Annotated in this window: 24 protein-coding genes, 1 tRNA gene and 1 pseudogene; 6 read left to right on the top strand and 20 right to left on the bottom strand. The window is 58.0% G+C overall.

The features are described 5' to 3' along the window. Positions 1-114: 114 nt before the first annotated feature. The 3 genes from ACIPO9_RS22885 to ACIPO9_RS22875 all read left to right on the top strand — a co-directional run bounded on the left by ACIPO9_RS22885 (position 115) and on the right by ACIPO9_RS22875 (position 2,624). Complete coding sequence (locus ACIPO9_RS22885) at positions 115-1,077, top strand: LysR substrate-binding domain-containing protein (protein WP_400783668.1); 963 nt, start codon at positions 115-117, stop codon at positions 1,075-1,077. A 135-nt stretch (positions 1,078-1,212) separates the two neighbouring features. Continuing rightward, positions 1,213-1,971, top strand: a complete 759-nt coding sequence (locus ACIPO9_RS22880; RefSeq protein ID WP_400783665.1) for a nitroreductase — start codon at positions 1,213-1,215, stop codon at positions 1,969-1,971. Between the two features lie 5 nt (positions 1,972-1,976). After that, on the top strand, positions 1,977-2,624 hold the full coding sequence (locus tag ACIPO9_RS22875) for an HD domain-containing protein (RefSeq protein ID WP_400783663.1): 648 nt from the start codon (positions 1,977-1,979) through the stop codon (positions 2,622-2,624). A 315-nt stretch (positions 2,625-2,939) separates the two neighbouring features. Here ACIPO9_RS22875 and ACIPO9_RS22870 read toward each other — a convergent pair whose 3' ends face one another. Beyond that, complete coding sequence (locus ACIPO9_RS22870; protein ID WP_400783661.1) at positions 2,940-3,872, bottom strand: hypothetical protein; 933 nt, start codon at positions 3,870-3,872, stop codon at positions 2,940-2,942. Positions 3,873-4,377: 505 nt separating this feature from the next. Between ACIPO9_RS22870 and ACIPO9_RS22865 the strand changes: the two genes are divergently transcribed. Continuing rightward, on the top strand, positions 4,378-4,578 hold the full coding sequence (locus tag ACIPO9_RS22865; protein ID WP_400783658.1) for a DUF3487 family protein: 201 nt from the start codon (positions 4,378-4,380) through the stop codon (positions 4,576-4,578). A 210-nt stretch (positions 4,579-4,788) separates the two neighbouring features. On the opposite strand, the gene ACIPO9_RS22860 is transcribed toward ACIPO9_RS22865, so the two are convergent. The 17 genes from ACIPO9_RS22860 to ACIPO9_RS22780 all read right to left on the bottom strand — a co-directional run bounded on the left by ACIPO9_RS22860 (position 4,789) and on the right by ACIPO9_RS22780 (position 18,550). Beyond that, a tRNA-Lys gene (locus tag ACIPO9_RS22860) sits at positions 4,789-4,864 on the bottom strand. Between the two features lie 63 nt (positions 4,865-4,927). Continuing rightward, positions 4,928-5,602 (bottom strand): 7-cyano-7-deazaguanine synthase QueC, encoded by a 675-nt coding sequence (gene queC / locus ACIPO9_RS22855; protein ID WP_274134376.1) that lies wholly within the window; start codon positions 5,600-5,602, stop codon positions 4,928-4,930. Positions 5,603-5,618: 16 nt separating this feature from the next. Then, complete coding sequence (queE, locus tag ACIPO9_RS22850; protein WP_400783655.1) at positions 5,619-6,266, bottom strand: 7-carboxy-7-deazaguanine synthase QueE; 648 nt, start codon at positions 6,264-6,266, stop codon at positions 5,619-5,621. A 179-nt stretch (positions 6,267-6,445) separates the two neighbouring features. Then, positions 6,446-7,276 carry a tol-pal system protein YbgF gene (gene ybgF / locus ACIPO9_RS22845; RefSeq protein WP_274134378.1) on the bottom strand — a complete coding sequence of 277 codons (831 nt, stop codon included), beginning with the start codon at positions 7,274-7,276 and terminating at the stop codon, positions 6,446-6,448. Positions 7,277-7,282: 6 nt separating this feature from the next. Then, entirely contained in the window at positions 7,283-7,783 is a 501-nt protein-coding gene (pal, locus tag ACIPO9_RS22840) for a peptidoglycan-associated lipoprotein Pal (protein WP_074752666.1), read from the bottom strand. Between the two features lie 52 nt (positions 7,784-7,835). After that, positions 7,836-9,137, bottom strand: a complete 1,302-nt coding sequence (gene tolB, locus ACIPO9_RS22835; RefSeq protein ID WP_274134382.1) for a Tol-Pal system beta propeller repeat protein TolB — start codon at positions 9,135-9,137, stop codon at positions 7,836-7,838. Next, positions 9,134-10,204: a cell envelope integrity protein TolA gene (tolA, locus tag ACIPO9_RS22830; protein WP_400783652.1), complete on the bottom strand. Its 1,071-nt coding sequence runs from the start codon at positions 10,202-10,204 to the stop codon at positions 9,134-9,136. Before tolA ends, tolB begins: the two co-directional genes overlap by 4 nt. Then, positions 10,204-10,659, bottom strand: a complete 456-nt coding sequence (gene tolR, locus ACIPO9_RS22825; protein ID WP_274134464.1) for a protein TolR — start codon at positions 10,657-10,659, stop codon at positions 10,204-10,206. The genes tolA and tolR overlap by 1 nt, the downstream gene beginning before the upstream one ends. Before the next feature lie 23 nt (positions 10,660-10,682). Continuing rightward, positions 10,683-11,378, bottom strand: a complete 696-nt coding sequence (gene tolQ / locus ACIPO9_RS22820) for a protein TolQ (RefSeq protein WP_274134386.1) — start codon at positions 11,376-11,378, stop codon at positions 10,683-10,685. After that, positions 11,368-11,838 carry a tol-pal system-associated acyl-CoA thioesterase gene (gene ybgC / locus ACIPO9_RS22815; protein ID WP_274134387.1) on the bottom strand — a complete coding sequence of 157 codons (471 nt, stop codon included), beginning with the start codon at positions 11,836-11,838 and terminating at the stop codon, positions 11,368-11,370. Before ybgC ends, tolQ begins: the two co-directional genes overlap by 11 nt. Before the next feature lie 139 nt (positions 11,839-11,977). Further along, complete coding sequence (gene ruvB / locus ACIPO9_RS22810; RefSeq protein WP_400783649.1) at positions 11,978-13,033, bottom strand: Holliday junction branch migration DNA helicase RuvB; 1,056 nt, start codon at positions 13,031-13,033, stop codon at positions 11,978-11,980. Continuing rightward, entirely contained in the window at positions 13,034-13,642 is a 609-nt protein-coding gene (ruvA, locus tag ACIPO9_RS22805; RefSeq protein ID WP_274134391.1) for a Holliday junction branch migration protein RuvA, read from the bottom strand. 114 nt (positions 13,643-13,756) lie between these two features. After that, a complete protein-coding gene (gene ruvC / locus ACIPO9_RS22800) occupies positions 13,757-14,281 on the bottom strand; it encodes a crossover junction endodeoxyribonuclease RuvC (protein ID WP_110947335.1) in 525 nt (174 codons plus the stop codon). Between the two features lie 126 nt (positions 14,282-14,407). Next, the gene (locus tag ACIPO9_RS22795) at positions 14,408-15,154 is read right to left on the bottom strand and encodes a YebC/PmpR family DNA-binding transcriptional regulator (protein WP_400610189.1); all 747 of its coding nucleotides are present in this window, start codon (positions 15,152-15,154) and stop codon (positions 14,408-14,410) included. Between the two features lie 135 nt (positions 15,155-15,289). Continuing rightward, positions 15,290-17,065 carry an aspartate--tRNA ligase gene (gene aspS, locus ACIPO9_RS22790; RefSeq protein ID WP_274134396.1) on the bottom strand — a complete coding sequence of 592 codons (1,776 nt, stop codon included), beginning with the start codon at positions 17,063-17,065 and terminating at the stop codon, positions 15,290-15,292. Positions 17,066-17,345: 280 nt separating this feature from the next. Beyond that, on the bottom strand, positions 17,346-17,687 hold the full coding sequence (locus ACIPO9_RS22785) for a ribbon-helix-helix domain-containing protein (RefSeq protein ID WP_400783647.1): 342 nt from the start codon (positions 17,685-17,687) through the stop codon (positions 17,346-17,348). 389 nt (positions 17,688-18,076) lie between these two features. Continuing rightward, the gene (locus ACIPO9_RS22780; protein ID WP_274134400.1) at positions 18,077-18,550 is read right to left on the bottom strand and encodes a Dps family protein; all 474 of its coding nucleotides are present in this window, start codon (positions 18,548-18,550) and stop codon (positions 18,077-18,079) included. A gap of 412 nt (positions 18,551-18,962) precedes the next feature. On the opposite strand from ACIPO9_RS22780, the pseudogene ACIPO9_RS22775 reads away from it, so the two are divergent. Both ACIPO9_RS22775 and ACIPO9_RS22770 read left to right on the top strand, forming a co-directional pair. Next, a pseudogene (locus ACIPO9_RS22775) lies at positions 18,963-19,286 on the top strand (cold shock domain-containing protein membrane protein); the annotation flags it as partial. A 60-nt stretch (positions 19,287-19,346) separates the two neighbouring features. Further along, complete coding sequence (locus ACIPO9_RS22770) at positions 19,347-19,568, top strand: cold-shock protein (protein ID WP_218568412.1); 222 nt, start codon at positions 19,347-19,349, stop codon at positions 19,566-19,568. 55 nt (positions 19,569-19,623) lie between these two features. On the opposite strand, the gene ACIPO9_RS22765 is transcribed toward ACIPO9_RS22770, so the two are convergent. Both ACIPO9_RS22765 and ACIPO9_RS22760 read right to left on the bottom strand, forming a co-directional pair. Beyond that, positions 19,624-19,830, bottom strand: coding sequence for a SlyX family protein (locus ACIPO9_RS22765; RefSeq protein WP_274134404.1), 207 nt, complete (start codon positions 19,828-19,830; stop codon positions 19,624-19,626). Further along, on the bottom strand, positions 19,827-20,258 hold the full coding sequence (locus tag ACIPO9_RS22760; RefSeq protein WP_400783645.1) for an HIT family protein: 432 nt from the start codon (positions 20,256-20,258) through the stop codon (positions 19,827-19,829). The genes ACIPO9_RS22765 and ACIPO9_RS22760 overlap by 4 nt, the downstream gene beginning before the upstream one ends. Positions 20,259-20,580 lie beyond the last annotated feature (322 nt).

Genomic DNA, 20,580 nt, shown 5'->3' with positions numbered 1-20,580 from the left:
CGCGCGCCTGTGTTGCAGAATCAAACCAGAAATTTTACACAGGGCTGATACCTACGAAATGTGGAAATACGGCAGGATTGAACGCTTGCAGGCGAAATCTTTGGTGACGTGGAAATGAGAAATTTGGATTTGAATTTGCTTCGAGTATTCGACGCGATCATCCGCGAAAAAAATGTTCTTCGAGCTGGTGATCTGATCAGTCTTAGCCCGTCTGCGGTCAGTCATGCACTCTCACGACTACGTGCGATGCTCAACGATGACCTGTTTGTTCGCACGGCCAATGGGATGGAACCGACCGTTCGGGCACTGGAAATGGCACCTCTGGTTCGAGACGCGCTAGTGGCGATCGAACGTGCAATCGGTCCCAAAGAGTTTGACGCAAGTCGAACCCATCGCCAGTTCTGTATTGCAGCGACCGATCAAATGACAGCGGTGATATTGCCGAGTTTTTTACGTGCCATTTCTGAAATCGCCCCGAACGCAAGCTTCACAGTCCTGCCTGCCAGCCGAATTGACTTAACCGCACAGATCGATGTCGGCCGTGTGGATATTGCCCTTGGTTCATTTTCCAGCATTCCACATCGGCTACGCGAGCAGGTACTGTTTGAGGAGCAGGACATGATGGTGGTTGCCACGACTCACCCTCTTGCCGGCGTCAACATAGGACTGGAGGCTCTATCGAGCCTTCCTTTGCTGGTCGTATCAACAGCAGGCTCGGAAGATGGCTTATTTTCAGAGCGTGGTTTAACGCGACGCACGGAGATGTTCGACCGTGAGGCGCTAACAGCCGCATTCGGTTCGATGGGAAAGCAGCCTGAGTTCAAAATTGTACAACCGCATTTCCTCGCGATCCCGAGCTTGCTAGCTGGCACACGAATAGCCGCGATCGTTCCAGCTACGCTGGCAAAGTTGTTCCACCAATCCGGCGTCGCATGCGCTTCGCAAGTTCCTTGGCAAGCCGCACCACGTGCCGTGCAGATGGTTTGGCATGAACGGCACACTCATGACCCAGGGCATAGCTGGCTTCGCAGCATGTTGTTCCGTGCGGCATGCCCTGCGGAGAATGTGGAACTGTAGTCAGCACCGAGAGTGTTCGCATATGCATAGTGCACGGTGTGCATTTTTATTTTGTGAAAAATGCACTTCAGCAGCGTGAAATCATCAGCGTAGGGTAACCAGAACCTGAATACGCTAATTGGCTGGACGTGAAACATGTCAGATACCCAAACAAAGGCGACACATGAACTGACCGAAGTCGAACAGATCATGGTGAGTAGATTCGCCAATCGCTTCTACTCAAGTCGTGATGTCGCGATTGCGGACCTAACAGCAATCCTCCATGCCGCGCGTCACGCCGGTACCGGGGCGAATGTGCAACCGTGGCGGGTCTATGTCACGACAGGGACGGCCAAGGCGGCGTTAACGGACGCCATCATTGATGCGCACAGACAGCGGCCGAGTCAGCATTCTTCTGAATACGATTACTTCCCGGACCCATTGCCAGAACCATACGCTTCCCGTCGACGGGAGTTCGGTTCGGTTTTCTATGGTTCGCTCGGTATCGCGCCGGGTGATCTAGCCTCAAGGTCTGCTCAGACCGAGCGTAATTGCCGTTTTTTCGATGCCCCGGTCGGGTTGGTTTTCACAATCGACCGCCGTCTCGAGAAAGGTAGCTGGCTTGATCTGGGCATGTTCATCCAGAACGTCATGCTCGCCGCAAAGTCGCGAGGACTGGACACCTGCACTCAAGAATTCCTCGCTCGCTACCAGGCTGTTTTTCGTACTTGCTTGCCGCTGGCTTCCGAAGAACTGGTCGTCTGCGGCATGGCTTTGGGGTTTGGAGATCCAGAGTGGGCCAAGCGACGCCCCCAGATGCCAAAGGCATCCATCAAGGAATTCGCCTCTCTTCACGGCTTCGAAAAGTTTGAGAAGCCTGATCAGACCTGTGGTTTTGGCGTATTGGAGAACTAGAAGCCATGAGACTGACCGATCGTTTCGATGTAAGAATCCCGGACAGCCAACTGTCACGAGAAGTGACTCAACTGATTCGTGACACCGAAAGTGATTTACTGTTTTCTCACTCCACACGCGTCTACTTTTGGGGGGCGCTCATAGGTAGACGCAAGGGTTTGATATTTGACCCTGAGCTGCTCTATACCGCGGCCATGTTCCATGATGTTGGTCTGACGCAGAGGTATCAGAAAAGCCAGCTGCGTTTTGAAGTGGACGGCGCCAATGCAGCTCGTGACTTTCTGCGCGGCCACGGGATTTGCGATACGGATGTAGATAAAGTCTGGAGTGCAATTGCGCTGCATACGACACCAGGTATTCCGGAACACATGCATTCAGAAATAGCCCTTTTGCAGGCCGGTGCGGGAATGGACGTGGCAGGCCGTGGATTTGAAGATTTTCCCGACGAAGAGCGTGACGCGGTTATTTCGCTCTATCCAAGGGGAGCCCATTTCGCTCAGCAAATGATCGACGAATTTTACAATGGCATGAAACATCGGCCTCAGAGTACCTTTGGCACTTTCAACGATGACTTCCTCGCCTACAAGGATCCGGCCTTCAAGCGAGTAGATCTGTGCAACATCATTTTATGTTCACATTGGGAGCATGGATAAACGCTGGATCGGGCGACGCATTCACTTAACAACCTTGTTATATGCACTGAAATCGAGATGCGTGCTTTTTGCCGATAGCGGCTCTATATGAAGGGCAGGCATGGATCGAAACCGCCCGCGCGCCCATGCCACATAGCCAGCTCGATAGGGGCCAGACCTCTTCACGGATCGAGCCATGAGGTGCGGGCATTACCTTCAAGGCGGTTTTACACACCTGCAGATATCCACCAAAAGGGTCCTCTGGATCTGAGCGCAGCAGTCCAGCCGGTTACCGCAGCGCCAGGCTGCTGTGGCCTCAGGATACGCCGATAAAGTTCAGCGTTTTCCGAGCCGAACGAGACGCCTCGCTCGCCTTATTCTTCGCCAGACAGCGGGTACACTGGCAATCGGGGCGGTAGATAAGCGAATCATCCAATAGGCTCGCGCGCGAGTCTTACGCAGCAGAAGCGTCCCCTCCCGTTCATACAGCTCCAGGAGCTGTGCGATAAAACGATAAAATCCCATGTTGCTGAGATACTGATCGTTGAGCCGCTCGGTAAACGCTTCTCCCATTACTCTGAGGAGACTCAAAATAACAGCCCCTGGTAAGACGCAGGCTGCGAATGGCAGAACGATCACCAGCCATAGCGTACGAGTCAACGACCAAGCTTCGCCAATGAAATCCTCCAGCCTTCCAAACACTGCGTCTGGTTGCATGGAGGCGATGACGATACCGGCCAGAATTGCGATAAAACCAGTTACATAAGCTGCAAAATTTGAGGCAGATGGCAATTTGAAAAAACCGATGGCGCGTACCCAGAGAGGGTCTAGCGACCTACGCTGCATATCGCGTCGCCACTCCCATTCCCCTACGAGCGCTTTTGCAAGGTCGCGCAGATTCCCCTCAAAGCTGAATGTATTGCGAATGAAGGTATTTTTCTCGACGCGGAGAAAGGCGTGGGGTGTCCTCAAGCTGACACGTTTGCTCGCTGGATAAATCTGAAGATACCTTCGCTGAGCACCCAAAAGGTGAACCTGGAGCATTCCTAAAAGCATCGGAAATTCACTTACCAACAGCCATGCCTGATCCTTCGGCGCCAGCAGCTCTTCTGACCTATCGAAGCGTAAATAGAGATCAGTGAACAAAAGACCCAAGATCATGCTCGCCAGCGAAACGCTGAGCCAAAGGACCGACGAATCCAGTGCATATAAGACTGGCGGACGGAAGGTTTTCTTGTAGTGCCGTATCTTGTCCGCAATACCTTGCATCTTTGCTCCTTGCTCACTGGAATTTAATCAACAACACATAGCTTGGAGGCCTACACCGAGCGGCGGGTATATCAGAACATTTCTTGGCACCCGGAACACTGTTGCGCAGGCTGCGTGTTGCTCGACGCGCTTCACCAACATCAACGTCCACAGCCCCAGCAGCGCCCTCGCTTATAAATCAGATTCTACTTGATGATGCATTTGTTGCAGCGCCCGCCTGCCTTGCTCGGCAATCTGACGACAAGAGCAACTACCGAGCCTCGCCGTGAATCATTGCCCGCTACCAACTCCGTCCAACCGATTTGCATACCCAAGCCTAATCTTCTTGCTTGGCGCCAGCACGTGTTCACCTGTTGCGCTTGCAGCTTCAGCCTCCGAGCACACCAACATTGAAGTCATGATCCGCCAGTTAAACGCCCTGGAGGATACGGCACGCCGCATTACCAAGCTTGCCGACGAACCTGGCAGTCACCAAGGCCACGGGCATCCTTTGAGGGCATGACTCATGGCTGATGTTCTGGAAGATGGAACCCTGACTTTTTTGCCGGTGCGCCTGAACAACCAACCGGTGGTGATGGGCGGACTGGCTGCAGATGAGATGTGGGCCACGGTCGCGTTAAACGCCGGCGCCGGACTACTGCTTGGAATGCCAATGGCAGGGCTGTTCGGGAACTGGGCGCTGCAACTGGCTTTCAAGCCGCAGTAATATTGCTTCCCTCGGTTAGAGAGATTTCCCGTCCGACCCAGCCTCAATATCGACATCACATCGACCCGAAACTACTGTTCGCCTCAGACGGCTGCATGTCTGCACATTCTGCGAAAGCCCAGGCCGCAGCGCAAATGCTCGGCCCACTTTGTTCCAGACGAAAAAAAACCCGAGAATTCACACTTACGTGGACCTCTCGGGTTTTGAAGATGGTGGGTCGTGTAGGATTCGAACCTACGACCAATTGGTTAAAAGCCAACTGCTCTACCAACTGAGCTAACGACCCGCTTCGTGGTGGCGCGTATATTACTGTAATTTCTCAGTAATTCAACACCTTATCGAAAAAAAGTTAAAAATAATTTGTCGGGTCCGGCAAACCGGCTGCGGCGAAGCCTTCTGCGCGCAGGCGGCAGCTGTCGCATTTGCGGCAGGCACGGCCCTGATCGTCGGCCTGATAGCAGGAAACGGTCAGGCTATAGTCGACGCCCAGGCGGGTGCCGGCCTTGACGATATCGGCCTTGCTGAGCATTTGCAGCGGCGCCTGGATGGTGAAGCCCTGCCCTTCCACGCCGGCCTTGGTGGCCAGGTTGGCCATGCGCTCGAAGGATTCCACGAACTCCGGGCGGCAGTCCGGGTAGCCGGAGTAATCCACGGCGTTGACGCCGATGAAGATGTCGCGGGCGCCCAGCACTTCGGCCCAGCCGAGTGCCAGGGACAGGAAGACGGTGTTGCGCGCGGGCACGTAGGTGACCGGGATGCCTTCACCCGGGGTTTCCGGCACGGCGATGCTGCTGTCGGTGAGGGCCGAGCCGCCGATGCCGTTCAGGTTCAGGCCGATCACCTTGTGCTCGACCACGCCCAGGTCCTTCGCCACGCGCTCTGCGGCCTGCAGCTCGGCGCGGTGGCGCTGGCCGTAGTCGAAGCTCATGGTGTAGCAGGTGTAGCCGTCGGCTTTGGCCATGGCCACCACGGTGGCCGAGTCAAGGCCACCGGACAGCAGAATTACCGCGCGTTTCTCAGTCATCGTGTGTTCACTCATGTCAGCGTCCCGGCTCATCGTCCCAGAGAATCTTGTGCAATTGCAGCTGCATTCGGACCGGCAGGTTATCCGCCACGATCCAGTCCGCCAGGTCCCGCGGGCGCAGGTCATGGGCAACCGGCGAGAACAGCACCTCACCAGCACGCCGCTCCAGGCCGTACTGGATCAGCTTGGAAACCGCCCAGTCGTAGTCCTCGCGGGAGCAGATCACAAACTTGACCTGATCGTTGGGTGTCAGCAGCTCGATGTTTTCATAGAGATTGCGCGCCACCTCTTTCGAACCCGGTGTCTTCAGGTCGACGACGCGACTGACACGGGGATCGACTTTGGAGATGTCCAGCGCACCGCTGGTTTCCAGGGACACCTCGTAGCCGGCATCGCACAGTCGCTCGAGCAAAGGGATGGCATTAGGCTGGGCCAGGGGCTCGCCGCCCGTGACGCAGACATAGCGCGGGCGATAGCTGGCAACCTGCTCCATGAGCGAGTCCAGGGTCTGGATGGTGCCGCCGCTGAAGGCGTATTCGCTGTCGCAGTAGCCGCAGCGCAATGGGCAGCCAGTGAGGCGCACAAAAACGGTAGGCAAGCCTGCCGTGCGCGTTTCACCCTGCAAAGAGTAAAAGACTTCGGTGATGCGTAATGTGTCTTGCATATGGGCCACGGGCGTAACGGCTAAACAGGCCATCCGCCTCCGTCAGGCACTTTTGTACACCCTGCGCTCGCAGAATCTACAAAAGCGTAATCAATACCGGAATTTCGGGTGCGAGATTCTAACGAAAAAAGCCGCGCAACGCGCGGCTTTCTTGAATCAAGGGTCAAGCTGGCTGGCAATCAGAGACGCTGAAGGTCACGTTGAGCCAGTTGAGCCGCCGAAGTACCGGGGTACTGGGCGACGACTTGTTGCAGAATGCCTTTGACCTTGTCGGTGTGACCCAGGCGGCGCTCGACATCTGCCAGCTTGTAGAGCGAGTCAGGCACCTTGGCGTGCTTTGGGTACAACTGGCTCACTTTGGCGAAGGCCTGGCCGGCACCTTGAAGGTCGCCCTTGGCCAGGTTCACCTCACCCAGCCAGTATTGGGCGTTGCCCGCGTACTGGCTGTTGGGGTATTTGCGCAGGAAAGCCGAGAACGCCTGGCTGGCCTTGTCGAAATCCTTGGCCTTGATGAGGTCGAAAGCAGCGTCGTAGTAGAGCTTTTCTTTCGCCGGATCACCAGGCTCGGTGCTGGTTTGCGGTACTTGACCACCAGCGCCTGCGGCAGGTGCTGCGGGTGCTCCGCCGGCATTGACGCCGCCGTCGGATGCAGAATTGTTGGCAGCTGGTGCGGCAGGTGCGCCGCCAGCTCCGATGCGGGAGTCAAGGTCCTTGTAACGATCCAGCGCTTCCTGCTTCATCTGCTGGATATCGTTCTGCTGGACTTCGACGATTCCGCGCAAGCGCGAAATTTCATCCTGCATTTGCTGCAACTGCATGAACAGCTGACCTTGCGCCGAAGGCTGGGCCGTAGCCCCGCCTCCGGCGTAGGCGCCCGCCGTACCATAACCCGATGGCGGATAACTGCTGCCAGCGGAGCCAGAGTTGTCATCGACCACAGGAACCGCACCCATCGCTGCAAGAGGAAGGGTGAGAGCCAAAACGGTTAAAGCACGGCGGCACGTTCGCATGTCAAATTACTTACGCAGTTCGACGCGACGGTTTTGAGCCCAGGATTGCTCGTCGTTGCCGGTAGCAACTGGACGCTCTTCACCGTAGGAAACCAGTTCCAGCTGAGCTGGCGATACGCCTTGCAGAACCAGGTAGCGCTGAACGGCTTTCGCACGACGCTCGCCCAGTGCCAGGTTGTACTCGCGAGTACCGCGTTCGTCGGTGTTGCCTTCCAGAACGACGCGAGCGCCGTTGGCTTTCAGGTCCTTGGCGTGAACGTCCAGAGCGCGCATGGCTTCTGGCTTCAGGTCAGAACTGTCGTATTCGAAGTAGAAAGTGGTGATTGCGCGCAGAGCAGCTTCTTCGCTCAGGGAGCCATCAACGGCACCGGTGTTTGCGCCGTAACCAGCGTTTGGATCTACAGCAGCGCCTTGACCGGCATTGTCGCCGCCTTTGGACGAGCAACCTACAGCTACAGCCATGGCCAGAGCCAGCGCAGCAAATTTACCAAACTTCAGCATTTCCATCGTGAAACTCCTAATGAACCCCAGTGTGTTAAGTAAAACGTAAAGCGCCGCGTCAGTTCAGGTAAGGGGACCAGGAAGGTTCTCTGACTTCGCCTTGAGCGGTAGGAAGCGGGAGCCTTACGCGTCCATTAATGGACACGAGCATCAAGACTCCCCGGCCCTGCTGGCGGGTGGCGTAGATTACCATGGTGCCGTTGGGCGCAACAGTAGGCGACTCATCAAGGTTGCTGTCTGTAAGGATTTTTACGCTACCGCGCTGCAAATCCTGGGCTGCTACCTTGAAGTTTGTGAAGCCATCTTGACGATGGATCATGACCAGCGTCTTTTCATCAGCCGACAACTTAGGGTTGGCATTGTAGTTACCGATGAAAGTGACGCGTTCAGCGCCGCCACCGTTAATGCTCGTTTTATAGATCTGTGGTTTGCCACCACGATCGGATGTGAAGTAGATGGTCGAGCCATCTTTACCGAAGAAAGGTTCGGTATCGATGGACGAATCATTGGTGACTCGCGAAAGCTGACGCGAAGCCAGGTTCATCACATAAATTTCAGGGTTGCCGTCCTTGGACAGAACCATGGCCAGCTTGCTGCCATCCGGGGACCACGCAGGTGCACCGTTCAGGCCTTCGAAGTTGGTGATCTGCTCACGACGGCCAGTATCGATGTGTTGAACGAAGATGCGCGGACGCTTCTGTTCGAACGACACATAGGCAATGCGCTTGCCATCCGGCGCGAAACGCGGCGACAGGATCGGCTCGCGGGACTGCAGCAGGGTCACTGCGCGGGCACCGTCGTAGTCCGAACGCTGCAGGGTGTAGCGCGTGTTGTTACCACCGAAACGTTCGGCGGTGACGTACAGCATGCGCGTGGAGAACGCACCCTTGATACCGGTCAGTTTTTCGAACGACTGGTCGGAGATGTAGTGCGCCATGTCACGCAGTTGGTCGGTGGTGCCCGACACATTGCCGGTCAGCACTTGCTGCTCGGTGGCCACGTTGAACAGTGCGTACTGCACCTGCAGGCGACCGCCCGATGGCACGATGCTGCCAACCATGACGTACTGCGCGCCCAGCGCTTTCCAGTCGCGGAAGATGACTTCGCTGGCCTGGCTCGGCTGGCTGATCATGTTTTCCTTTGGAATAGGCGAGTAGTAGCCAGAGTTCAGCAAGTCGTTGCTGATGATCTGGGCCATGTCTTCCGGCAGGACGCTACCGCCCTGCAGGCCGAAAGGCACGACTGCGATAGGCGTGGCACGGTCGCTGCCGCTGGTGACCAGAATGTTCTTTTCGTCGGCAGCGGCGAAACCCGCTGCGCAACACAGAACGACAAGCAATCCTCGAAGAAGGTTAATCACAAGGCTAGATCCTCAGGTGTGAATGTCATCTTGAATGACCGGTAAGGTGCGAAATCCGAAGGTTTCAGCCCCTGCATCTCTGTCAAACGACCAATGTTCTTGACCGCTGCTACCGCCGAACTGTCGAACGGACCATCGCCACTGGATTTGGCCACGCTCACCGAAGTGATCGTGCCGTCCGGCAGCATGGCAATCTGCAACACCACTGTCATGCCCTTGCGCGCTGAAGGTGGACGTGCCCAGCCTTCGGCAGCTCGCGAGCGGATCAGATCGTCGAAGTTACCCGCAACCTCGTCACCACGTTCATCGGCCAGCGCCTGTTGGCGTTCCGGCTTGTCGGAGAGCAGGTCGGCCAGTGCTTGCGCCTTCTTGTCTTCCGCCGATTTACGGGCAGCGTCCTGGGCCTTCTTCTTGGCGTCCTCGGCAGCCTTTTTCTTGGCATCCTCAGCCGCTTTTTTCTTCGCGTCTTCGGCAGCCTTTTTCTTCGCGTCTTCAGCAGCCTGCTTCTTGGCATCCTCGGCAGCCTGTTTCTTGGCTTCCTCGGCAGCCGCGCGCTTGGCGTCTTCCTCGGCTTTCTTCTTCGCGTCGTCTTCAGCTTTCTTCTTGGCTATATCAGCCAATTGTTTCTCTTCTGCGGCTTTCTTGGCGTCGTCGGCTTTTTTGGCTTCGGCTTTCTTCGCGTCATCGGCCTTTTTCGCCTCTTCCGCTTTCTTCGCTTCCTCGGCCTTCTGTTCCTCGGCCTTTTGAGCGGCATCGGCTTTCTTTTGTTCCGCCGCCTTGATCGCCTCTTGCTCGACTTTTTTCTGCTCCATCTGCTCGACTTCGGTTTGTCGCGCAGCGGATTTCTTCGCCTCGCCAGCTAGCTTCTGGTTGGTCTGGGTGGTTGCCTGGCTCTTGGACTTCAACTGATAGAGCGTTGCCTGGACGATGGGCCTGGCTTCAGGCAGCTCGGGCGTCATGGCAAAGCTTACGAACAACAGACCAAAAATCAGGACGTGCAGGGCCACGGCCCAGACAGACGGCCAGAAGTAGCTTTCCGAGGCTGATGGCTCTCGAATCGGCTGCATCAGGGCGCCTCGGTAATCAGACCAACGTTCCCGACCCCGGCCTTCTGCAACCCGCCCATGGTGCCCATGACGGCACCGTAATCGACGGATTTGTCACCGCGAATGAACACCTGGGTCTGCTTGCCGGCTTCACGGCCGGCAGCGATGATCTTGGTCACGGCGCTGGTCAGCTGCGGCAAGGTCATGGCCTTGTCCATCTGCTTGTCGGTGTCGACTTCGCTGCCAAGGTTCCAGTAATAGGTCTTGTCAGCCTTGATCGAAATGGTCAGGACCTGGTTGTTGTTGTCCTGCGGCAAGGCCTCGCTGGAGACCTTGGGCAGATCGACTTTCACGCCCTGGTTAATCATGGGCGCGGTCACCATGAAGATGACCAGCAGCACCAGCATCACGTCGATGTAAGGCACCACGTTCATTTCGGCGACCGGCTTGCGTTTGCCGCGTCGGCCGCGAGCGATTAAAGCCATTTGGAAATACCTGCTTAGTCTTCGCTGGTGTGCACTTTACGGTGCAGGATCGCCTGGAATTCATCGGCGAATGTGTAGTAACGGCCAATCAGGTTCTCGCCACGGGCGGCGAAACGGTTGTAGGCGATTACTGCAGGAATTGCGGCGAACAGACCGATGGCGGTCGCGATCAGTGCTTCGGCGATACCCGGGGCAACGGTTGCCAGGGTGGCCTGCTGTGCGGTGGCCAGGCCACGGAAGGAGTTCATGATCCCCCACACGGTGCCGAACAGACCCACGTACGGGCTGGTGGAACCGACGGTGGCCAGGAACGGCAGGCTCTGCTCCAGCTTCTCTTCCTCGCGGGAGATGGCTACGCGCATGGCACGCGCCACGCCTTCCATCACCGCGTCAGGGTCGACGCCAGGCTGCTGGCGCAGACGGGAGAATTCCTTGAAGCCTGCACGGAAGATCTGTTCGACGCCCGAATCCGGATCAGGGTTGCTGCCGGCCTGACGGTACAGCTTGGACAGGTCGATACCCGACCAGAAACGCTCCTCAAAGGTGTCCAGCGCACGACGGCCGGCACGCAGCATGGCGCTGCGCTGAAAAATCATGATCCACGAGGTGACCGATGCGGCCACCAGGATCAGCATCACCAACTGAACCACCACGCTGGCATTGCTGACCAAACTCCACATGGAGGTATGGTCGACGACGTTAGCTTCCACGCTGTATCTCCTGCTCTGAATGTGTACCCGCGCCGCCCTGGCCGGCAAAGGCCGCGCGCAGAGTTTCGGGAATGGCCCGGGGTTTGAAACTATCGGCGCGCACACACGCCACCAAAAACTGCCCCTCGCAGAGCAGTACATTATCCGCAGCCCGCCTGACGCTTTGCTGAAAGCGCAGGCTGGCACGGTTCAATTCGATCACTTCGGCGCTGACCAGCAGCTCGTCGTCCAGGCGTGCCGGGCTGTGATACCGCGCCTCACTGGAATGCACGACGAACAACAGGTTCTCGTCGCCGGCCATCGCGGACTGGGCAAAGCCCAATTCCCGCAGACGCTCGGTTCGAGCCCGTTCCATGAATTTCAGGTAATTGACGTAGTAGACGACGCCGCCAGCATCGGTGTCCTCGTAATAAACGCGACAGCGATGTGCGAACGACTGAGCCCCGTTTTGCGCGCGCATACTCTAGTGCTTACTCCTCAGGTTGCCAATCCGGCCAGGCAACTGTTTTTCATCGTTTTTTAACCACAAGACCGGCATCACATTGCCGTGACTGCCCGTCAGACCATCAAACGCCTGAATAAATCGGTCCGAACCGAATTTATTCGTCGGCATCGTCGGCCAGTTCGTCCGACACCGGGCGCTCGCCCATCCGCGAAGGGATGTTCAGGCCGAAGTGCAGATACGCGTGCCGAGTGACCATACGGCCACGAGGTGTGCGCATCATATAGCCTTGCTGGATCAAATAGGGTTCCAGAACGTCCTCGATGGTGTGGCGCTCTTCACTGATCGCCGCCGCGAGGTTGTCGACACCCACCGGACCGCCATCGAACTTCTCGATCATGGTCAACAGCAAACGCCGGTCCTGATGATCGAAACCGCGTTCATCGACATCCAGCAGGTTCAATGCCTGGTCGGCGATGGCCTTGGTGATCTGGCCTTTTCCACGGACCTCGGCGAAATCGCGCACACGGCGCAACAGGCGGTTGGCGATCCGCGGCGTACCGCGAGCACGACGGGCGATTTCGAACGCCCCCTCGTCCTCGATGGGCAGGCCCAGGATACCCGCGGAACGGGACACGATCGTGGACAGGTCGGCGATGCTGTAGAACTCCAGACGCTGCACGATACCGAAGCGGTCACGCAGCGGGTTGGTCAGCATGCCCGCACGGGTAGTCGCGCCCACCAGGGTGAACGGCGGCAGGTCGAGCTTGATCGAGCGCGCAGCAGGGCCCTCACCGATCATGATGTCCAGCTGGAAGTCTTCCATCGCGGGGTACAAAACCTCCTCGACGATGGGCGACAAGCGGTGAATTTCGTCGATGAACAGCACATCGTGCGGTTCCAGGTTGGTCAGGATCGCGGCCAGGTCACCCGGCCGCTCCAGCACAGGGCCCGAGGTGCTCTTGATCGAGACGGACATTTCCTGGGCAATGATGTTGGCCAGGGTGGTCTTGCCAAGGCCGGGCGGGCCGAAGATCAGGGTATGGTCCAGCGCTTCGTTGCGCCCGCGGGCGGCCTGGATGAACAGCTCCATCTGCTCGCGCACGGTGGGCTGGCCGATGTAGTCGGCAAGGCTCAGCGGGCGAATGGCCCGGTCCAGTTGCTCGTCTCGGTCGCGCCCGGTGGCGGCGATCAGGCGGTCGGCTTCGATCACTTACAACATCCCCTTGAGTGCGCGACGAATCAGATCTTCGCTGCTCAGATTCTTGTCCTTGATGGCCGTGATCGCCTTGCTGGCTTCCTGCGGCTTGTAGCCTAGGGACACCAGCGCACTGATCGCATCCGACTCGGCGGTCGCCACCGGCAATGGTGTACCCGGCCCTTCGGAAACCAGCGTGAAAGCGCCTGGCAACGCGTCCCAGGCCTTGAAGCGGTCCTTGAGCTCGACCAGCAGGCGCTCGGCGGTCTTCTTGCCGACACCCGGCACCCGGGTCAGCGCGGAGGTGTCCTGCGCCTGGACGCAACGCACCAGTTCATCGACCTCAAGCGTGGACATCAGCGCCAGCGCAAGCTTGGGGCCCACGCCGTTGAGGCGGATCAGCTCGCGGAACATCTCGCGGTCACGCTTTTCATAGAAGCCGAACAGCAGGTGCGCGTCCTCGCGAACCACCAGGTGGGTGTGCAGGGTCACCGTCTCGCCGACATGGGGCAGACGATAAAGCGTGGTCATGGGCACTTCGACTTCATAACCCACGCCGTTGACATCCAGCACCAGGTGCGGCGGCTGTTTCTCGGCGAGCGTGCCGCGTAAACGTCCAATCACGTATCAGATCCTTTCCAGTAGCCCGTCACTGCAAGAGACAGGGCTGAACCCTGGCCGCCATGTTTGCAGGACTCGTGTGAGCTGCAAGTAAAAATTTATGAGCGAATGATGCTATCAGAGCCGCAAGCGGCCGCCACGGCTGCGTGCGGTGTTCAGGCCATGGGGGATCAGGCTGGAACGGGTATGAGCATGGCACAAGGCAATCGCCAATGCGTCCGAGGCGTCTACCTGAGGCTTCTTGGTCAACTTGAGCAGGTGCATGACCATCATCATCACCTGATCCTTGTTGGCGCCGCCCGTCCCTGCCACCGCCTGCTTGACCTGGGTCGCAGTGTATTCGGCGATCTCCAGGCTTTCCTCGGCGCCCGCCACGATGGCGGCCCCTCGCGCCTGGCCCAGCTTGAGCGCAGAGTCCGGGTTGCGGGCCATGAACACCTTCTCGATGCCCATGGTCACCGGCCCGTAGGTCTGGATCACCTCACGCACGCCGCGATAAACGATCTGCAACCGCTCGTGCAACAAACCACTGCCGGTGCGGATGCAGCCCGAAGCCACGTACTCGCAACCCCGCCCCGTGTCCCGCACCACACCGAAACCGGTGATCCGCGAACCTGGGTCGATACCTAGAATTAAAGTCATAACGCCTGCAGCTTGAAGAGGGACGCGCACAATTGAACGCAGCTTAAAGGCAGAAGCCGGAGACCGATAGCGCTGATCGAATCAACGCCTCGTGCCTCCGGCCTCAAAACCCGAAAAGAGTGACGGTCAGCCCAGCTGCTCCATCACCTCATCAGGGATTTCCGCGTTGGAATAGACGTTCTGTACGTCGTCCAGGTCCTCGAGCATGTCGATCAGCTTGAGCACCTTTTCAGCCATTTCCAGATCCAGCACTGCGCTGGTGGTCGGCTGCATCACGATTTCCGCATCCGCCGCCGTGAAGCCCGCCGCCTCCAGCGCGTTGCGCACAGCATAGAAGCCGGCGAACGAGGTGAAGACGTCAATGGAACCATCCTCGTGGGTCACGACGTCGTCGGCATCAGCCTCCATGGCCGCTTCCATGAGGGCGTCTTCGTCGACGCCGGGCGCGTAGGAAATCTGCCCCTTGCGCTCGAACAGGTACGAAACCGAACCGTCGGTGCCCAGGTTACCGCCGCACTTGCTGAACGCATGGCGCACCGCCGCGGCAGTGCGGTTGCGGTTGTCGGTCATGGTTTCGACCATCACAGCCACACCGCCCGGACCGTAACCTTCGTAACCCAGCTCGACCATGTCGTCGGCATCGGCAGCACCGGCACCCCGGGCAATGGCGCGATCGATGATGTCACGGCTCATGTTGGCGCCAAGCGCCTTGTCCTGCGCCAGGCGCAGGCGCGGGTTGGACGCCGGATCACCACCACCCTGACGGGCAGCGACCGTCAGTTCACGAATCCACTTGGTGAAGATCTTGCCTTTCTTGGCATCCTGACGCTCTTTGCGGTGCTTGATGTTCGCCCACTTGGAATGACCAGCCATAAAACGCTCCAAACCTTGAAACACGAACGCCCTCGCCGACTGCTCGAACGAGGACGCTTCACTCGAATTCTCGCCCGAAACGGGCGCAGGGGTCAGGGCGAAGTTCCGGAGAAGTCCGCCCTGCCCTGCCTTGCATCACTCGGCCTTTGGCGTCTCGCGCAGGCGGATGTGCAGTTCGCGCAGCGCCTTGGCATCGACGACGCCCGGTGCCTGGGTCATGACGTCGGCAGCGCTCTGGGTTTTCGGGAAGGCAATGACTTCACGAATCGACTGGGCGCCAGTCATCAGCATGACCAGACGGTCCAGACCGAATGCCAGGCCACCGTGCGGCGGTGCACCGTACTTCAGGGCGTCGAGCAGGAAGCCGAACTTCTCCTGCTGCTCGTCTTCGGCGATACCCAGCAGACGGAAGACCGCCTGTTGCATTTCCTTGCGGTGGATACGGATCGAACCGCCACCCAGCTCGGTGCCGTTCAGGACCATGTCGTAGGCGCGCGACAGAGCGGTGGCCGGGTTGGCTTCCAGCTCTTCAGGCGAGCACTTCGGCGCAGTGAACGGGTGGTGCAGCGCAGAGAAGCTGCCGTCGTCGTTCTCTTCGAACATCGGGAAGTCGACGACCCACATCGGCGCCCACTCGCAGGTCAGCAGGTCCAGGTCGTGACCCAGCTTGATACGCAGTGCGCCCAGGGCTTCGCTGACGATCTTGAACTTGTCGGCACCGAAGAACACGATGTCGCCGTCGACCGCGCCAACGCGATCCAGGATCACGTTCAGGTTGGCCTCGGGGATGTTCTTGACGATAGGCGACTGCAGGCCTTCGACGCCCTTGGCGCGCTCGTTGACCTTGATGTAAGCCAGGCCACGTGCGCCGTAGATACCGACGAACTTGGTGTAGTCGTCGATCTTGCTGCGCGGCATGCTCGCGCCGCCTGGAACGCGCAGTGCGGTCACGCGGCATTTCGGGTCGTTGGCAGGGCCGCTGAAGACCTTGAATTCAACTTCCTTGAGCTGGTCGGCGACGTCGACCAGTTCCAGCGGGTTGCGCAGGTCAGGCTTGTCGGAACCGTAGCGGCGCATGGCTTCTTCGAAAGTCATGTGCGGGAAATCACCGAACTCCAGGTCCAGGACTTCCTTGAACAGCTTGCGGATCATGCTCTCGGTCAGACCCATGATGTCTTTTTCGTCGAGGAAGCTGGTCTCGATGTCGATCTGAGTGAACTCAGGCTGACGGTCGGCGCGCAGGTCTTCGTCGCGGAAGCATTTGGCGATCTGGTAGTAACGGTCGAAGCCGGCGACCATCAGCAGTTGCTTGAACAGCTGAGGCGATTGCGGCAGCGCGAAGAAACTGCCGGCGTGGGTGCGGCTAGGCACCAGGTAGTCACGCGCACCTTCAGGGGTGGCACGGGTCAGGATCGGCGTTTCGACGTCCAGGAAGCCGTTGCCATCCAGGAAACCGCGGATGCTGGACGTGATGCGCGAACGCAGACGCAGCTTCTCGGCCATTTCCGGGCGACGCAGGTCGATGAAGCGATAGCGCAGGCGAGTCTCTTCGCCAACGTCGGAGTATTCGTTCAGCGGGAACGGCGGGGTTTCCGACTCGTTCAGCACTTCCAGTTCATAGCCCAGCACTTCGATCGCGCCGGAAGCCATGTTCGGGTTGACGGCGCCTGCAGGACGCGCGCGCACCTTGCCGGTGAGCTTGACGACGTACTCACTGCGAACGCGGTCCGCGATGGCGAATGTGTCAGCGCGATCAGGATCGAAAACCACCTGGGCCAGACCTTCACGATCGCGGATATCGAGGAAAATCACCCCTCCGTGGTCGCGACGGCGGTGGACCCATCCGCAAAGGGTAATTTCCTGACCTTCCAGGCTTTCGTTCAGTTGGCCGCAATAATGGCTGCGCATCATGGTCGTCTGTTCACTTCTCGTAATTCGGAATTCGGTGGAGCTCTCGCCCGTCGCCAGTGCGCAATGGTGCAGGAGCCTTGGCATGCAGTTCAACCCGGCGGTCGGTTTCTGCCTGCCATGGTAAGGCGGGGGATTATATAGGGTTAATCAAGGCTGTGCAGCCGCGCTTGCCACCGGAGAAGGAAGAAGTCGCCCGCAACGGGGCCTGCGCTGCCGGGCGACTGTCGTCGGGAGCGGGTCCGCAAGGGGCGGACCCACAGGAATTAGGGCCTTGCCGGGGTCACGCTGGCGACAGTTGCAGGCCCTCGGCCTGCAACAGATGCGTCACACACACCACGCGAATCAAACCACTGAAGTTCTTCACGCCGCCATAACGCAGGTGAACCTCCCGATCGACATAAGACAGAACGGCGTTGACCGAGCAACTGTTATAACTTGCGATCTCGGACAGGATATTCCAGTACACCCCCTCAAGGCGAAGGCAGGTTGCCAAGCCATTGAGCCTCACCGAGCGCGACTGAGGCTGCGCCAGGTCCATATTGAAACTTTCGACAAACGGAACATTCTGTACCTTGAGACATCGATGGCCATCCCTGATCTCCCGTATAGCGTCTTGACTCATGAACTTCTCCTCGTTGCCGCAAGAGCACGGCAATCGAAACATTTGAAATCAAATAAACAGCCCGTGTATCAAGCCCGATTAACCGGGGCTTAACCAGCAGAATCAGGGCCCACGGGGCGTAGGAGATGACTTCAATTGCAGGGCGAATCGCGAGGATAAAGAGGCGAAAAAGCGCTATCAGAGGCAGGCCGTTATATATGTATTTTTCGCTGTTTTAAAACAGGTAATGAGTACCATCACCAAGATGATAGTTGATACAAAAATACTGGGTGAACAATCGTTTCAGCGTCGGAAGTTACCCGCCAACAACACAAACTGAAAGATGAATAAAAGAGAGTCAGGCGCACTACTGTCGAGTGGGCGGCATTGGCTGCCGCCCACTCCTGCGATCACTTGCCTTCGAGCATCGCGCGCAGCATCCACGCGGTTTTTTCATGGACCTGCATGCGCTGGGTCAGCAGGTCGGCGGTAGGCTCGTCGCTGACCTTGTCCAGCAACGGGAAGATCCCGCGGGCAGTACGGGTCACTGCCTCCTGGCCCTGGACCAGGGAACGGATCATGTCTTCGGCGGCAGGCACGCCCTCTTCTTCCTTGATCGAAGACAGGCGGGCATACGTCGAGTAGGTGCCCGGCGCCGGGAAGCCCAATGCGCGAATCCGCTCGGCGATGGAGTCAACGGCCAGCGCAAGCTCCGTGTACTGCTCCTCGAACATCAGGTGCAGGGTGCGAAACATCGGCCCGGTGACGTTCCAGTGAAAATTGTGGGTTTTCAGGTACAGCACGTAGGTATCTGCCAACAAGCGAGAAAGGCCGTCCACGATGGACTTGCGGTCTTCTTCACTGATACCGATATCGATAGCCATGCTTCTTCCTCTTTATATGACGATGGTTATTTCAAAAACTGCCGAACACTCTAGCAAGGTGCAACCCGCAGCGCAGCCATCTGTGTGTATGAAGCATCGCTGGAACAGGTTTGTTTGCGCCTGGCTGAAATCCGCTCAAGGATTTTGCTGAGTGCTCTGGAACAGGCCTCCAGACGCCATCGTTAAACAAGTGACGATTTGCCATCATCACCTTCGATCAACCGTGCTAAGCGCTTGATTTGAGTAGATCTCACCTTTGCTGTTAAATACAGCTGTGTCGCTACTGATGTGCCAACAGGCTGTAGCGCGCAGGCTGACCCAACGATCGTGCATCACGCCTCCTTTTGTTCTGAAGCGTACCGGCCGTGGTCGGCTGTTTCCTCGTGATCCAATTTAAATGTGAGTTATCCAAATGTTGAAAATAGTCCACCTGCTAACGGGCGCAGCTGCCCTGCTGCTGTCATTCATACCCAGCCTGCGTAGTGAAGCCTTGTCTTCTTACCTGTCCCAGCCGGATGCTCTTTATCTGGCATTTTTTGGCCTGATCAACCTGGTGCTCGCACCAGTGATTCCATACTGGAACAAAGGCCCGCGTCATCAATTGCAAAACCTGGTCAGTGCGCTGCTGGTGCTGGCCGTCGTGCTTCAAGTCCTCACCCTGCTCGTCCCGCTCGAAACCATCGCTGGCCAGCCAGCGGTACTGGTCAGCCTGCTGGCGGTAGTGATTGCCGTTGCCGTGCACCTGGCCGTCAGCTTTTACCGTTCTTCCCCTTCGCCAGCGCCACAGCAGCACGACCTGGGGCAACGCGATACCGGCACCGTGAAGTGGTTCAACACCTCCAAGGGCTTCGGCTTCATCTCCCGCGACTCGGGCGATGATATTTTCGTGCATTTTCGCGCCATTCGCGGTGAAGGCCACCGCGTACTGGTCGAAGGCCAGCGCGTGGAGTTCTCGGTGATGAATCGCGACAAAGGCCTGCAGGCCGAAGACGTCATCGCGGCGCTCCCCCGCCGCTGATCGTCACCCACAAAAAAACCGCGCTCAAGGCGCGGTTTTTTTATGCCTGCAATGCTCAGTAGTGAGGTGGCGGCGCTTCTTCTTCGACGGCCTCGAACTGACCGCCCATCTCGGCCTGGCGCTTGATCAGGGCGGCAATTTGCAGTTGCAGGCGCTCGACGCTGCGTTGTTGCGCCACCAGCACGTCGTTCAGCGTCTGGATCGTGTCGTCCTGAAAAGCCAGGCGGCTCTCCAGTTCCATCACCCGCTCTTCCAGGTTCATGCCTGCGTCTCCGCAAAGGTGAAGTCTTGAGTGAGGACCGTCTTCAGCCGGGCGATGACTTCGACAGCCTGCTCCCGGGAGTACGGCACCGCGGGGTGCTTGCCCCAGACCGGCGCAGGCCACGCCGGATCGCCCTTGTGCCGGACGATGACGTGCATGTGCAACTGACTGACCACGTTGCCCAGCGCTGCGACGTTCATTTTGTCAGCGTCGAACAGTTGATCCAGGGTTTCGGACAACAAGGTGGTTTCTTTCCACAACTGCGCCTGCTCGCTCCCGGACAACTGGAACACTTCACTGATGTCCGCCCGGCGCGGCACCAGAATGAACCAGGGGTATTGCGAGTCGTTCGACAGTAACAGCCGGCACAACGGGAAATCACCTACTGGCAAAGTGTCATTTAACAAACGCTGGTCCAGAACGAACACGCATTAACTCCTGATCGCAAGGTTAAGTTTCCGACGTTCGACGCACGCCGAAGAAACAGTTGATTAGTCCGAGCAGGATACTCGGGAATTCTCCGGGAATCACGCCGGGGCTGCAGTTTGGCAACAGTTTGCCCGACTGCTGTTGATTTCGGGTCAGCAGAGCAGCCTCAGCATTGCTTGCGCCGTGCGCACTGAGTTGACGCAAGCGCTACATGCGTAAATGTCCGCGAACACCCTGCTTATTCATCAGATTTTCTGAGCTGTATCAATGAGTTGTATTGAACCCAGTGCATCGCAACCGACGCCTGGGGCATAGGTGCCG

It is taken from the genome of Pseudomonas sp. NPDC090203 (assembly GCF_044746765.1).
Lineage (GTDB): Bacteria > Pseudomonadota > Gammaproteobacteria > Pseudomonadales > Pseudomonadaceae > Aquipseudomonas > Aquipseudomonas putida_AD.
This window is presented reverse-complemented; position numbering and strand designations above follow the sequence as displayed.

Excerpts from the sequence above, each read along its gene's own strand:
- ACIPO9_RS22885 (WP_400783668.1), top strand. The coding sequence starts at position 115 with ATGAGAAATTTGGATTTGAATTTGCTTCGAGTATTCGACGCGATCATC.
- ACIPO9_RS22880 (WP_400783665.1), top strand. The coding sequence starts at position 1,213 with ATGTCAGATACCCAAACAAAGGCGACACATGAACTGACCGAAGTCGAA.
- ACIPO9_RS22875 (WP_400783663.1), top strand. The coding sequence starts at position 1,977 with ATGAGACTGACCGATCGTTTCGATGTAAGAATCCCGGACAGCCAACTG.
- ACIPO9_RS22870 (WP_400783661.1), bottom strand. The coding sequence starts at position 3,872 with ATGCAAGGTATTGCGGACAAGATACGGCACTACAAGAAAACCTTCCGT.
- ACIPO9_RS22865 (WP_400783658.1), top strand. The coding sequence starts at position 4,378 with ATGGCTGATGTTCTGGAAGATGGAACCCTGACTTTTTTGCCGGTGCGC.
- queC (WP_274134376.1), bottom strand. The coding sequence starts at position 5,602 with ATGACTGAGAAACGCGCGGTAATTCTGCTGTCCGGTGGCCTTGACTCG.
- queE (WP_400783655.1), bottom strand. The coding sequence starts at position 6,266 with ATGCAAGACACATTACGCATCACCGAAGTCTTTTACTCTTTGCAGGGT.
- ybgF (WP_274134378.1), bottom strand. The coding sequence starts at position 7,276 with ATGCGAACGTGCCGCCGTGCTTTAACCGTTTTGGCTCTCACCCTTCCT.
- pal (WP_074752666.1), bottom strand. The coding sequence starts at position 7,783 with ATGGAAATGCTGAAGTTTGGTAAATTTGCTGCGCTGGCTCTGGCCATG.
- tolA (WP_400783652.1), bottom strand. The coding sequence starts at position 10,204 with ATGCAGCCGATTCGAGAGCCATCAGCCTCGGAAAGCTACTTCTGGCCG.
- ybgC (WP_274134387.1), bottom strand. The coding sequence starts at position 11,838 with ATGCGCGCGCAAAACGGGGCTCAGTCGTTCGCACATCGCTGTCGCGTT.
- ruvC (WP_110947335.1), bottom strand. The coding sequence starts at position 14,281 with ATGACTTTAATTCTAGGTATCGACCCAGGTTCGCGGATCACCGGTTTC.
- ACIPO9_RS22795 (WP_400610189.1), bottom strand. The coding sequence starts at position 15,154 with ATGGCTGGTCATTCCAAGTGGGCGAACATCAAGCACCGCAAAGAGCGT.
- aspS (WP_274134396.1), bottom strand. The coding sequence starts at position 17,065 with ATGATGCGCAGCCATTATTGCGGCCAACTGAACGAAAGCCTGGAAGGT.
- ACIPO9_RS22785 (WP_400783647.1), bottom strand. The coding sequence starts at position 17,687 with ATGAGTCAAGACGCTATACGGGAGATCAGGGATGGCCATCGATGTCTC.
- ACIPO9_RS22780 (WP_274134400.1), bottom strand. The coding sequence starts at position 18,550 with ATGGCTATCGATATCGGTATCAGTGAAGAAGACCGCAAGTCCATCGTG.
- ACIPO9_RS22765 (WP_274134404.1), bottom strand. The coding sequence starts at position 19,830 with ATGAACCTGGAAGAGCGGGTGATGGAACTGGAGAGCCGCCTGGCTTTT.